This window comes from Bacteroides sp. AM16-13 (genome assembly GCF_003602705.1).
In the GTDB taxonomy this organism is placed as follows: Bacteria; Bacteroidota; Bacteroidia; order Bacteroidales; family Bacteroidaceae; genus Bacteroides; species Bacteroides xylanisolvens.
In genome coordinates this window covers 90,447-104,645 of the sequence record NZ_QTLK01000012.1, presented here as the reverse complement: position 1 = coordinate 104,645, position 14,199 = coordinate 90,447, and the positions used below count along the sequence as shown (strand labels likewise).

The window sequence follows — 14,199 nt, the reverse complement described above, 5'->3', positions numbered from 1 at the left end:
AAAATAATTCCTATTTTTGTCCAACTCAATTACATGAAAACACATCGGTATGATCGAGGATAATAGTTTGGGATTAGAATTTAAATATCTGATTGTAAATGACATGGACCGTAAATTCGGGCTATGGGTAAATACCGTCGGCTATCAATCCATTCCTCCTGATTCACCTTATCCGTTGAAAGAGCATCCTTCCGGTTACTTCTTTAATGCAGAAAAAGGAAGAGTGCTTCGTGAGTATCAATTGGTATATATCACCAAGGGGCGTGGTTTGTTTTCATCTGATTCTACCTCTGAAAAGCAAGTTTGTAAAGGTCGGCTGATGGTATTGTTTCCCGGGCAATGGCATACTTATCGCCCGTTGCGGCAGACTGGTTGGACGGAATATTATATCGGTTTCGAGGGGCCTATGATAGACGCCATTGTTGATGATGCTTTTTTGTCGCAGGAACAGCAAATACTGGAAATAGGCCTTAATGAAGAGTTAGTCTCATTATTCTCCCGTGCTCTTGCCGTAGCCGAAGCGGATAAGATTTCCGCGCAACAATATCTTTCCGGGATTGTGCTCCACATGATAGGGATGATTCTTTCCGTCTCCAAGAATAAGGTTTTCGAGATGAGTGATGTGGATCAGAAGATCGAACAGGCAAAAATCATTATGAATGAAAATGTTTCCGGCAATGTGGACCCGGAAGAGTTGGCTATGCGACTCAATATTAGTTATTCATGGTTTCGACGTGTTTTTAAGGAGTATACAGGTTATGCTCCTGCTAAATATTTCCAGGAATTGAAACTTCGTAAAGCAAAACAAATGCTGGTGGGAACTTCCCAGTCAGTAAAAGAGATTTCTTTTTTTCTAGGTTTCCAGTCAACCGAATATTTTTTCTCTTTCTTCAAGAAACGTACGGGACTTACTCCGTTGGAGTATCGTTCGTTCGGGCGGGAAGAATGAATAGGATGAAGTCCATATCTATTAGTTATTTGGCTCTGATTTTGGGAATATCATAAAAACTGTTACTTTTGTGGCGAAGATAATGTGCTATAAACCATCATTCTTGATATGCGCGGACAAAAACTATCTAAGATCCATTTTCTTATTCTGTTATCTCTTTTAGGATTTATATCTCCTCTTCAATCACAGGAATATAAGTTCAGAACATTGGGTGTGGAGGATGGATTGTCGCAAATAACGGTGAGCGATATTTGCCAGGATGAGAAGTCGCGTATATGGATTGCCACACTGGATGGTCTGAATTGTTTCGATGGCAATCATATCAAAGTCTTTAATCATTTTCATAACGATTCCATCAGTTATGGTAATCTATATGTCACCCAGATGGTGGAGGACGGCCAGGGGAGTCTTTTTCTCTTGACTTCTACCGGACTTTTCCAGTTCGACCTTGAAACGGAGAAATATTATATTCTTCCGGTGCCTTCTCCTTCCACTCTTGCCAAAGGAAAGTTGGGAGTGTGGATTGCAGAAGGGGGAAAACTCTTCTTGTATGATAAGAATACCCGTTCCGTGAAACCAATGTATGCGGAGGTACATTTGCCGGACACCGGGCCGACAATGGTAGAAGGTTCGGAAGGAAATCTTTGGGTTGCTTTGAAAGATGGCGGGGTGATGCGTGTGGATACTTGTGGATCGATGTCGCTTTATTTGCCCGGAATCAAGGTGATGAAACTGATAAAAAGTAACGATCAGAATATTTGGGTTGGTTCGCAGGATCATGGTGTTTTCTGTTTTTCACCTCAAGGTGCAGTCATACATCATTATGATTATAACAACAAGAGTGTTTACACGGTCCGGGATGATATGGCAAGAGCGCTATGTCAGGATTTGGAAGGGAATATATGGGTAGGTTACAGAAGCGGATTGAGTAAGATTGAGGTGGCTACCGGGAAAATATTTCATTATCAGGCGGATCCTAACCGGGTGGGGGCTATGTCCAATCGTTCGGTGACTTCTCTTTATACGGACAAACAAGGAACTGTCTGGGTGGGGACCTATTGGGGCGGCGTGAATTTCTTCTCACCGGAATATCAACATTTTGTACATTATCATGCTTCGGATACCGGATTGTCTTTTCCGGTGGTGGGTGCTATGGCAGAAGATAAATCCGGAAATATATGGATTTGCACAGAAGGTGGGGGACTGGATTTATATCAACCGGAACAAGGAACATTCAAGCATTTTAATGCGCATACCGGATATCATTTTAGTACGGATTATCTGAAAGATGTCGTTTTTGATGAGGCTAATAACTGCTTGTGGATTGCCGCTGACTTTACAAACAAGGTCAACTGTTTTCATCTTGATAACTATCGGAATGATATATATGACCTCGAACCGCTCGGAGAGGAAAGTGTGGGAGAAGCTCTGTTTGCCTTGGCCGACACTCCTCGTAAATTGTATGTAGGTACAACATCTGCAGTTGTTAGTCTGGATAAACAGACTTTAAAAACTGAAGTGTTGTTTCATCAAAAGGAGTTGTTTACACATAATTATAACACTTTGTTGCTTGATTCGAAAAACCGGCTATGGTTTGCTTCCGATGATGGTTGTGTAGCTTATGTGATTGATGAAGGACGGTTTGAAACGTATAGGATAAGTCTGAAGAAGCAGGTCAGATCTCAAAAAGAGCTGGTCAATGTCATCTATGAGGATCGAAAGGGAAACATTTGGGTCGGAACACATGGCAACGGGCTTTTCTTGTTGGATAAGAAAGAGCGTTTGTTTCGTTTGCATACTCCTGAAAGCGTATTATCGGGAGAAAATATCAGAGTGTTGGGCGAAACTCCTTCCGGGAATTTATTGATTGGTACCGGACATGGATTGTCTGTGTTAGAACAGAAAGACGGGAAAGTGATAAACTTCAATTCTAAAACAGGATTTCCGCTGACTCTTGTTAATAGGAAATCCATGCATGTATCCCGCAATCATGATATTTATATGGGAGGAGCTACCGGACTGGTTGCCATTCGTGAAAGTAGCTTGTCCTATCCTCCGAAAATATATGATTTGGAGTTGGCTCATTTGTATGTCAATAATAAGGAGATTACCACAGGCGATCAAACCGGCATCCTAAATAAGTCCTTTGCCTATACCGACCGGATTAAATTGAATTATTTGCAGAATGTGTTTTCTATCGGTTTCTCGACAGATAACTTTCTGCATATTGGCGGTGGTGAGGTAGAATACCGGTTGATAGGTTCTAATGACGAATGGAGTGAGAATCGTTTGGGGAATGATATTACTTATACAAATATATCTCCGGGCGATTATGTTTTTGAGATCAGATTGAAGAACTTTCCGGAAGTAATTAGATCTCTTCATATAACGATCACACCACCTTTTTATGCCACCTGGTGGGCCTATACAATTTATGTGTGTGTGATTCTGACGATTCTATTCTTTGTGGTGAGAGAATATAGAATTCGGCTGTTCTTGAAAACCTCGTTGGATTTTGAACTTCGTGAGAAACAATACATTGAAGAAATGAACCAATCCAAACTGCGTTTTTTCACTAATATCTCACACGAAATCAGAACCCCTATTACCCTTATCCTGGGGCAGGTTGATCTGTTGTTGAATTCCGGTAAGTTGTCTACGTATGCTTATTCGAAATTACTGAATATACATAAAAATGCCGGTAACCTGAAATCATTGATAACGGAGTTGCTTGATTTTCGGAAACAGGAGCAGGGACTTTTGAAATTGAAAGTTTCTCAATTTGATTTATATTCTTTACTCAAAGAGCATTATGTATTGTTCAAAGAATTGGCAGCTAACAGGAATATTTCGTTTGTTTTGCATGCTGACTGTGAGCAATGCCTCGTGTGGGGAGATCGTATGCAATTGCAGAAAGTGGTTAATAACCTGCTGTCGAATGCTTTTAAATATACTTCAGACGGTGGAAGTATCAGTATGGAATTGGCTGATGGAGCGGATGAATGTATGTTTTCTGTTTCAGACAATGGGGCAGGAATATCCGAGGAAGATTACGTGAAGATATTCGAGCGGTTCTATCAGGCTGAGAATATCGGACAGTATGGAGGAACGGGTATCGGGCTGGCTCTAAGTCAGGGGATTGTGAAAGCTCATCAGGGAGATATAACTGTAGAAAGTCAGTTGGGGAAAGGTTCATGTTTTAAGGTCACTCTGAAGAAAGGAGATGCTCACTTTGATTCTTCTGTTTCCCGGATTGAACCGGAGCAGGATAAGGAATATATTTATTATTCGGAAGATAAAGAACTATTGGTTAAGGAGGTACAGTCGGCTCAAAGTGAGAGTGGGACTACTGACTGCAAGCTGTTGGTTATTGATGATAATGAAGAAATCAGAAATATCCTTGTAGATATCTTTTCTCCATTGTACACGGTTGAAACTGCAAGTGATGGTGAGGAAGGGTATGAGAAAGTAAAGATGATGCAACCTGATCTGGTTATTTCGGATATTATGATGCCCGGAATGCCCGGAACGGAATTGTGTGCCAAAATTAAGAACAATATTGAAACCTGTCATATCCCCGTCGTTCTTCTGACTGCCCTTAGTGCGCCCGAACGTGAGTTGGAAGGATTGAGAATTGGAGCGGATATTTATGTGGTGAAGCCGTTTAATATGCGGCGGCTGGTGATGCAATGCAATAATCTGATTAATACCCGCAGACTTTTACAGAATAAATATGCCCATCAGCTGGATAGCAAAGCGGAGAAGATTGCAACGAATGAACTCGATCAGAGGTTTATCGAACAAGCGACGCAGGTAGTGGAAGATAATATGGAAAATCCCGAATTCAGTGTAGATGTCTTCTCACGTGAGATGGGGGTGGGACGTACTGTCTTATTCCAGAAGATAAAAGGTATCACGGGAAGTACGCCAAATAATTTTATCATGAATCTGCGTCTGAAAAAAGCGGCATATTTTCTGCAGAATTCTCCGGAAATGAATATATCGGATATTGCTTACCGGTTAGGATTTGGAAATCCTCAATACTTCAATAAATGCTTTAAAGAACTTTTTGATATTGCTCCTACGCAATACCGAAAAGCTCATAATACCTCCTCCGAACCCTCTGTGAAGTGATTGAAATAAGTCATCTGAATTTTTAGACTAGATAAAACGAACAATTCGATAGGGTGCAATATATTCAAATGCGATACTTTTGTGGCGTTGGATAATGCCAGCTTGTACTTGAGTTTTCTTTGGTTAGGTGTGTCCGCACACACTTTCATTTGGTAGACCGGGTACTGTGTAATCTTTATTCTAATATAATAATTATTGTGTAGTATTATGAAAGACAAATATCCATGTAGTAAATAAAAGATAGCATCTTATTGGAGAGAATCAATATATTTTCCCCAATTAATTAAGTAGTGAGTAAAACCTTGATAATTAACCAATTTAATTTTATTCTAGTTATGAAAAATTTGCAGAGTAGGACAAAAGTGCGGTTGCTTCAGTCGTTCCTTTTGATTTCCTTGAGTCTCTTTTTCCTTGTCAATCCGGCTTATGCTCAAGGCGGGTTTGCAGTGAAGGGAGTTATTGTGGATAAAACAGGATTTCCTTTGCCTAGCGCCAATGTGATGGAAAAGGGAACATCTAATGGAACAATTACAGATTTAGATGGTAATTTCTCATTGAATGTTTCGAAGAAGGGAGTTACTTTGACTGTATCATTCATGGGATATACCCCTAAAGATGTGGTAGTGAAAGATAAAACAATGAATATTACGCTTGAAGAGAACTCTAAGCTATTGGACGAAGTAGTGGTAGTGGGTTACGGTACGATGAAAAAGCGTGATGTAACGGGAGCTATTACTTCCATTTCAAGCGAGACCATTGAGCAAAAAATGGCTACTAATGTTTTTGAAGCATTGCAGGGTACTACTGCCGGTGTACAGGTGGTATCCGGTTCCGGACAGCCCGGTGAATCTTCTTCTATCAAAATACGTGGTACTTCCACGTTCTCTGCCGAAGGGGTTACTCCTCTTTATATCGTAGACGGTGTGCCTTTGGAAAGTATCGATGGTATCAATACCAATGATATTACTTCTATGGAGATTTTGAAGGATGCCGCTTCTGCAGCTATCTACGGTTCCCGTTCGGCGAACGGTGTGATTATTATCACTACCAAAAGTGGGCAGGAAGGTAAAGCCCGTATTGATATCAAGTATAATCACTCGTGGGGTACATTGTCTCACAAGGTTCCACAGGCAAACCGCAAGGAACGTTTGTTGTACGACCAATATCGTAAAGAGTATTTTGAAACATACGGCGGAGGTAATCCGGATGAAAGTATTGATATTCTGGATGATCCGTTGAATTCATTCTTCAATGTAGACAATGATTATCTGGACATGATTACAAGTACTGCGCAGAAAGATCAGGTGGATATCAGCGTAGGTGGCGGTACAAAGAAACTGAAATATTTCATCAATACCGGTTATTATAACGAGAAGGGTATTATTTCCAATACTGGTTTCCAAAGATTAAATACTCGTATCAACTCCGATTATTCACCGACAGACTGGATGAATATGGGTAGCCGTATTTCTCTTACTTATTCTAAAAAGAAAGGTCTGAATGAAGGTACGTTATTGAGCGCAGTGTTGACTCGTCGTCCTTATTTCAATACTTATTATCCGGATGGCTCTTTGGTCGGGGTGTTTAATGGTCAGAAGAATCCTATTGCACAGGTCAATTATACCACTGACTTTACGGATTCTTATAAGGCTAACTTCTTCCAGTTCTTTGAAATCAAATTCAACAAGTACCTGAAGTTCAGAGCCAATATAAATGCCAACTTCTATTTGGACAAGCGCAAAAAACTCGAACCTAGTCTTATTACTGATGAATGGCAGAAACAGAATAAAGGGTATTCTTATAATTACCTCAACTGGAACTGGATGAATGAAGATTTCATCACTTATGCACGCAAGATAAAAGGACATAATTTCAGCGCGATGGTGGGTGTCAGTGCTCAACAATGGCGTTATGAAAATGAAACTTTTGTGGGATTGAATTCCTCTACCGACTTTATTTATACAATGAACGCGTTTGCTGCCAATCTGGATTTATCCTCTACGGGATCTACATTGAGTAATCACTCCATGGCTTCCGTTTTTGCACGTGTGACGTATGATTATCTGGGGAGATACCTGTTTACAGCGAATATGCGTCGTGACGGTTCTTCTCGTTTTGCGAAAGAAAACAAATGGGGTAATTTCCCGTCAGTGTCAGTGGGATGGCGTTTCTCAGATGAAAAATTCATGAAGTTCTCGAAGAAATTCCTGGAAGATGGTAAGATTCGTGTAAGTTATGGTATCACCGGTAATGAAGCGATCGGAAATTATGATTATATTTATTCTTATTCTCCGAATTCTATCTATGACGGAGTGGGCGGCGTTATTCCGACCCGTATCGGTAAAGACAATCTGAAATGGGAGGAAACTAAACAGTTCAACCTTGGTTTGGACTTGAATTTCTGGAATAGCCGTTTGACGATTACTGCCGATTACTACGATAAATACACAGACGGTTTGTTGGCAAACTACCAATTACCTAAGGAGTCTGGTTTTGCATATATGAAAACCAATGTCGGTGAGATGAGCAACCGCGGGTTTGAAATTGCCGTTACCGGTGATATTATCCGCACGAAGGATTGGAAATGGAATGCTTCTTTCAATATCTCCAGAAACATCAACCGTATTGAAAAGCTGTCTGAAGGTAAGGCATATATGGAAGGTGATATCTGGTGGATGCAGGAAGGCGGCCGTGTAGGTGACTTCTACGGATTTAAAAGTGCCGGTGTCTTTGCTTATGATGAATCAAATGCTTTTACGGATAACTGGGAGCAACTGACTCCGGTGTTTGAAAATGGTGTATTCCAATACAAGTATTTATTGAATGGAAAGGAATATGCAGGTGATATTCGCCAGAAAACGTTACCGAACGGCAAACCGTTCCGTGGCGGAGATTACAACTGGGAAGAACCGGAAGGAACCCGCGACGGTGTGATTGATGATAACGACCGTATGGTGATTGGTAATGCCATGCCTGATGTGACCGGTGGTTTGAATACAACCGTAACTTGGAAAAACGTAAGCTTGTATCTCGGATTCTATTATTCATTAGGAGGACAGATTTATAATGCAGCCGAGCATAATCGTAATATGTTCAAATATACCGGAACCACTCCTTCGCCGGAAGTCATCCATAATATGTGGTTGCATCCGGGTGACCAGGCAATCTATCCGCGTCCGTATAATGATGATTATAACAATGCACGTATGGGTAACTCGTTCTATCTGGAAGATGCTTCCTTTATTCGTCTGCAGAACGTACGTATAGCCTATGATCTTCCTGAAAACTGGATAAAGAAGCTGATGTTGAAGAATATAAATATCTACGCTTTTGTAAACAACGCATTGACATGGACCAACTATTCGGGATTCGATCCTGAATTCTCTACAAGTAATCCTCTGCAGGTAGGTAAAGACTCTTACCGCTATCCGAGAAAGAGAGAATATGGTATTGGTTTTTCTGCAAACTTTTAATTGAAGATATCGTATGAAGAATATAAAATATTTTGTTGGAGCTGTATGCCTGGCTCTATCATTGAATAGCTGTTCAGACTTTCTGAATGAGGAACCGGTGAGTGAGATCCCGGCAGGTGACATGTGGCAGACCGCCCGCGACGCTAAGGCAGGTATAAATGAAATCTACGGACTGTTGCGTTCCACTTTACGCGAGAATTATTTTTACTGGGGTGAGTTCCGTTCGGATAACGTAGCTCCCGGAGCACCAGTGATGGCCGATCAGGCACGTGTGATCAACAACCTGATGTCTACGGACGAGAAATGTGCGAAATGGACGACCTTGTATCAGATGATTAACCAGACCAATCTGGCCATCAAATATGTTCCTAATATCAGTATGCCTGATGTGGCAGACCGTAATGATTACCTCGGACAAGCGTATGCGTTGCGTGCTCTGGCTTATTTCTATGCTATCCGTGTCTGGGGAGACGTACCTTTGTTTATAGAACCTACTGAAAAGTATTCGGAGGCTATCTATAAGGAACGTACAGATAAGAATTATATTCTGGAACATGTTATTCTTCCTGACCTGAAAAAGGCGGAAAGCCTGATTAACCGTAATAAGAATTACGAACGCAAGCGTATTTCTATCTGTGGCGTATGGGCTATCATGGCGGACGCTTATATGTGGGCTGAAGAATATAATCTGGCTGACCAAACCATTGATAAAATGGCAACTATTGCCTCCAAAAAGGGTGGACGCTTTGTAGACTTCGAACCTAACATTGCTACTTGGCATACCATGTTTACAGAAGAACTGAACAATAAGCCTTCGGATGATACGCCCGAAAATGATGAATATAACTCCAGAGAGTTAATATTCCTTGTTCATTTCAACATGGATGAAGTCGGCACGAATGGTTACAGTTATATGTATCAATGGTTTTCCGGTTCAGGAAACCGTGCGGCAGTTATGTCCGACAAGTTTATGAGCATCTTTGATGAAAAGGATATGAAAGGTGATTTGCGCAAAGATTATACGGTGAAGAATTACCAGAATGGAAATGAATTGCGTAAATATATGGCAGGTGACATCAGTAACTCTTTGAATAAGACATGCGAAGTAGCCTATCCAATTTATCGTTACACAGATATGATGTTGTTGCAAGCAGAAGCTCGTGCTCATCAGGGAAAATGGGGTGAAGCTTTGGATTTAGTAAAAACTGTACGTGACCGTGCCGGATTGAACACGTTGACTGAAAATGATTTTGCTTCTGAAGACGAAGTCGTTAATTATATATTGCGTGAACGGCAAGTGGAATTAGCCGGCGAAGGACGCCGCTGGTTTGACTTGTTGCGTACCGGAAAGTGGAAGGAAGTGATGAAACCGATTAACGGAATGGAACAGGACGGAAACGAACTCTTCCCGATTCACTATTCACATATCTTGGAAAATCCGAAGATTGTGCAGAACACGTATTATGGTAATACTAACAACTAAAAAAGGTAGAAACAATGAAAAAGACAATATTATATAAGACCCTTTTCTTTTGTTGGGCGATATTGGCATTGACCGGCTGTGACCTGGACTTGCAGAAGAATTATGATTATGAGCCTTCGGTGGATGATCCGTATGTAAAAGTGACAGCGTGGGAATATTTCCAAGATCACAAAGATATGTTCTCGGAGTTGATAGCAGCTATTGAGTATACAGGTCTGAAGGACTATTATACCCAGACTGACAATAAATATACTTTTCTGGCTTTGAATAATGCAGGTATGCAGTTGTATCGTGAAAATGAATTTGCAGGTGCAGCATCCATTACCGATTGTGATAAAGAGAAAGTAACGAACATGTTGCTTTATCACATTGTAGACGGTGAATATAGTTCTTATGGACAGTTGCAGGTGGAACCGATGTTCGTATTGACGATGCTGAAAGGAGAGAATGGACTGATGACAATGTCTGTATGGAAAAACCCATGGCAGGCTGCAGTAGGTAAGATTCTGGTGAATCAGACCGGAAGCAACGGGAAATCTCCACAGCGTCAGGCTAAGACTAGCAACATTCTGCCGACGAACGGTGTGATTCATATATTTGAGAACTATTGCAAATATTCCAAATAACCACAGTTAATTAAAAAGAGAACTAATTATGATTCGTAAAATATATACCTTATTAATACTAGGACTTTGCCTGGGCTTTGCTGCCTGTAGCGATGATAATGATGGTCTGGATCCTAATGCGGCTGCTCCTGTGATTAAATTCCCGATGGAACAACTGGATGTGGATTTAAATAAAGTAGATAATCTGCCGGTAGTGGCTGTCATAAAGTCGCAGGCCGGACTCCAGAGTGTGACAATGAAATTGCAGACAGTGGAGGGGGTGACCGAATATAAAACGGTGACTGAATTTTTTAATCCCAATTCTTACAGCTTGTCTGAAAATCTGGAATACAATGCAAATTACGAAGCCTTTATCATTGAGGCTACGGATAAATTGAATCATGTTACGAGCGGAACTTTACCAATTGCTGTTACCGATGTAATGGCACGTCCTGTCATAACATTCGACCCGGAAGAGATTATATATGATGAAATGGATGAGAATCCGGTAATGCCTCGTACTACTTTTAAAATTGTTTCGGAAGCAGGTTTGAAGAAAGTGGAAAGATTCTTGGTCTCTACGGACGGACAAACACCGAAAGGCAGTGATATACTGAATGGCGACAAAACGTATGAGCACGATGAACTGATAGAATATAAAGAAGGCGATAAGGGCTTTAAAGTGAAAGCGGAAGATATCTATGGTAATATCACAATTTCTACTTTGCAGGTGTCATATAAGACTGTTCCGGTTCCTGTATTGACTTTGGGTAAAGAGCTTATTACTACTGATGAAGGAGTAGATACGGAAGTTCCGATGCACATCGAATCCGTTCGCGGTGTAAAACAGGTAGCTATCTTCCGGGTGGAGAATGGAGTAAGTACAGAGATTTTCCGTGAGCAGATAGTGGGCGATAACAAGAATTTTGATTATAAGCCTAAGGTGCAACTGACAGAAGAAACATCTCAACTCAAGGTGGTTGTTTCTGATGGTCGGGAAGGCAAGGAAGTTATAGGGATCGTAAAGACCTATGTGAATATGGAAGTTGTCCAACTTAAGGTTGGCAGTCATGTATTGGCCAATGCCGAACCGTTCGCTCTGATTTCGTTGAATGATATGAAAACGTATTCGGTAGATGAAGCTATCTCCAGTGTGGAAAGTGCTAAGAATGTTGATATAAAGTTCTTTATAAATTCTGCTAATAGTGTTCTTTCTTTCCGTTTCTATTCGATGGAGAATGTAGATAGCAAGAATAGTCTGTATAAAGGATCGGGCGGAAAGTCCTTGAGCAATCTGCCGGCTAAGAATATGACAAAATTTGTGTTATTCCCGGCAGGCTTTGATTACGATGCGGCTTCTCGTTCTTCTATTAAGAATGAATATTTGGCCGGAAGTGCCGATCAGAAAGTGTATATGACAATTGATAACTTTGTCGGCAGTGTGATTGGATTTAAGACTAGTGGTAATTCAAGTGCCGGTGGAGAAAGATACGGTGTCATGAAGGTACTTGATGTCTCCGGAAAGATGGATAATAATACGACCAAACAGATAGCAACGGTTGAAATCAAATTCCCTAAGAAGAAGTAAGCAGGGTAGTATTACCTACCGTCTGAAGTCTTAATAGAAAACTTCTTTTCTATTAAGACTAAACTTCCCTTTCATTGGGAATAAAGTTGTTCTCTGTCCGATACAAACTATAAACGAAGCTTCCGTTTTTATAAATGCAAGTTGCGTTTATAAAAACAAAGATTTCAATTATAAAAACAAAGCTTTCGTTTATAGTTTATGTTAGGGATAAAAGAAGTTTGCAACAAGGGGGAAGGGAGTTCTCTCCTTGTAGAGAATAACTTTTCTATTAATAGCCAACGCGAGAGTTAGTAACAGCTATCCGGTGAACCGTAGATAGAGTATACGAAAGATGCGACTGATAACAAATACGATGGTTAAGTAATAATGTGCAGTAGCTGAAAGTAATATGAGAAAACATATAATATATAGGTATTTCCTCTTTTTATCTTTGGTCGGACTGATGCAGTTGACGTTTAGCTGTTCCTCCTCTTCCAACGAAATAGAACCTTTGAAACCGGAAGGAGAAGATACTCCTTTGGAAAAAGATGAATATACTTTTATGAATGTAGAATACCGGAAGTGGCAGAACGGAACTTTCCAGGCATGGACAACGGCAGATTCAAGGGAAACACGTACCATTGATAATATGAATTGGTATACTCCCTCTTCGGGTTATAGCCGGACTGCATGGGGAGGACGAATCGGTTTGCAACCTTCATCTGTGGTTGGAAAAGAAGGCTTTTTCCGAGTGGCTTATTGTGGAGGCCGTTCTTATTTGCTCGATCCGGATAATGGAGCTGTTATCATTCATGGAATTCAGCATGTTCGTCCGGGAGAATCTACTGCTCATAAGAAGGCTTTCGGTACTCGATACGGTAGTGAGGCGCAATGGAGTGAAGAGACTGGCAAACTGTTAGCAGGCAATCATATAAACTATATTTCGTATGGCTCGAACCGTATTGAAGTATTTCCTGCTGCAGTACGTGGTAACTTGTTGACCCCTAAGACGCAAAAGATTGCTTATGCAGAGAATCTGTATCTGCTTCGTACCTTTATGTGGGATATGAGTAAGAATTTGGGCTACGCGTTTGATGATGACAAATATAATCGCTTAGTTCTTCTTTTTGAACCCACATTTGCTACGTACATAGATCGTCTCGTACAAGAGAAGTCAGCTTTATTTGCCGGTGACCGGCATTTTATAGGTTTCTATCTTGACAATGAATTGCCATTTGCCAGTTATCAGAATGCTGACCCTTTGCGAGGAATTGATCTGAAACATTTCTTGTCTTTGCCCGAACGCTATAAAGCTGCTCGTGAGTATGCAGAAAAGTTTATGCGGGATAACGGTATAGCTTCTACCGGAGTGATAACCAAGAAAAATCAGGAAGATTTCCGGGGGATGGTTGCTGATTATTATTATCAGTTGACCACCGCTACCGTCAGACGATATGATAAAGAGCATTTGATATTGGGAACACGTCTGCATGATTGGAGTAAATATAATCAGAAAGTGGTGGAAGCGTGTGCTCGTTATTGCGATCTTGTTTCCGTCAACTATTATGCACGTTGGCAACCGGAGGCAGATTTCTTGGCAAACCTGAAAGTCTGGTGTGGAGCGAAACCTTTTTTAGTTTCAGAATTCTATATAAAAGCGGAAGATGCCAGTTATCAGGGAACTGGATATGCTAATACTGAAGGAGGTGGCTGGTTGGTGCATACACAAAAAAATAGAGGTGAGTTTTATCAGAACTTCTGTCTTCGTTTGCTTGAAACTCGAAACTGTGTAGGCTGGGTACATTTTGAGTATAATGATGGTTACGATTCTAACGGAAAAGCTTCTAATAAAGGAGTGGTTTCCATCGAATACGAACCTTATGAATCTTTTCTGTCGCACATGCGGCAGTTGAATCTTTCAGTTCATTCATTGATCGATTATAACGATACAAAATCGGTTCAATAGATTGACGGAAACTTTAAATAGA

The 14,199-nt window shown here is 40.8% G+C and carries 7 protein-coding genes; all 7 read left to right on the top strand.

Going from position 1 to position 14,199, the window contains the following annotated elements; genetic code table 11:
• Positions 1-49 precede the first annotated feature (49 nt).
• Positions 50-949, top strand: coding sequence for an AraC family transcriptional regulator (locus DW173_RS11580; RefSeq protein ID WP_004310460.1), 900 nt, complete (start codon positions 50-52; stop codon positions 947-949).
• 108 nt (positions 950-1,057) lie between these two features.
• Complete coding sequence (locus DW173_RS11575) at positions 1,058-5,083, top strand: two-component regulator propeller domain-containing protein (RefSeq protein ID WP_120144479.1); 4,026 nt, start codon at positions 1,058-1,060, stop codon at positions 5,081-5,083.
• A 335-nt stretch (positions 5,084-5,418) separates the two neighbouring features.
• Positions 5,419-8,556 carry a SusC/RagA family TonB-linked outer membrane protein gene (locus DW173_RS11570; protein WP_120144478.1) on the top strand — a complete coding sequence of 1,046 codons (3,138 nt, stop codon included), beginning with the start codon at positions 5,419-5,421 and terminating at the stop codon, positions 8,554-8,556.
• A 13-nt stretch (positions 8,557-8,569) separates the two neighbouring features.
• A complete protein-coding gene (locus DW173_RS11565) occupies positions 8,570-10,039 on the top strand; it encodes a RagB/SusD family nutrient uptake outer membrane protein (protein ID WP_008776394.1) in 1,470 nt (489 codons plus the stop codon).
• A gap of 14 nt (positions 10,040-10,053) precedes the next feature.
• Positions 10,054-10,665 carry a fasciclin domain-containing protein gene (locus DW173_RS11560; protein WP_004304976.1) on the top strand — a complete coding sequence of 204 codons (612 nt, stop codon included), beginning with the start codon at positions 10,054-10,056 and terminating at the stop codon, positions 10,663-10,665.
• A 28-nt stretch (positions 10,666-10,693) separates the two neighbouring features.
• A complete protein-coding gene (locus DW173_RS11555) occupies positions 10,694-12,232 on the top strand; it encodes a hypothetical protein (protein WP_008776393.1) in 1,539 nt (512 codons plus the stop codon).
• 388 nt (positions 12,233-12,620) lie between these two features.
• The gene (locus tag DW173_RS11550) at positions 12,621-14,177 is read left to right on the top strand and encodes a hypothetical protein (RefSeq protein WP_032849584.1); all 1,557 of its coding nucleotides are present in this window, start codon (positions 12,621-12,623) and stop codon (positions 14,175-14,177) included.
• Positions 14,178-14,199: the final 22 nt, after the last annotated feature.

Bases quoted from the DNA above. Each gene is read 5' to 3' on its own strand.
- DW173_RS11550 (WP_032849584.1), top strand. From the start codon at position 12,621: ATGAGAAAACATATAATATATAGGTATTTCCTCTTTTTATCTTTGGTC.
- DW173_RS11570 (WP_120144478.1), top strand. From the start codon at position 5,419: ATGAAAAATTTGCAGAGTAGGACAAAAGTGCGGTTGCTTCAGTCGTTC.
- DW173_RS11575 (WP_120144479.1), top strand. From the start codon at position 1,058: ATGCGCGGACAAAAACTATCTAAGATCCATTTTCTTATTCTGTTATCT.
- DW173_RS11580 (WP_004310460.1), top strand. From the start codon at position 50: ATGATCGAGGATAATAGTTTGGGATTAGAATTTAAATATCTGATTGTA.
- DW173_RS11565 (WP_008776394.1), top strand. From the start codon at position 8,570: ATGAAGAATATAAAATATTTTGTTGGAGCTGTATGCCTGGCTCTATCA.
- DW173_RS11560 (WP_004304976.1), top strand. From the start codon at position 10,054: ATGAAAAAGACAATATTATATAAGACCCTTTTCTTTTGTTGGGCGATA.
- DW173_RS11555 (WP_008776393.1), top strand. From the start codon at position 10,694: ATGATTCGTAAAATATATACCTTATTAATACTAGGACTTTGCCTGGGC.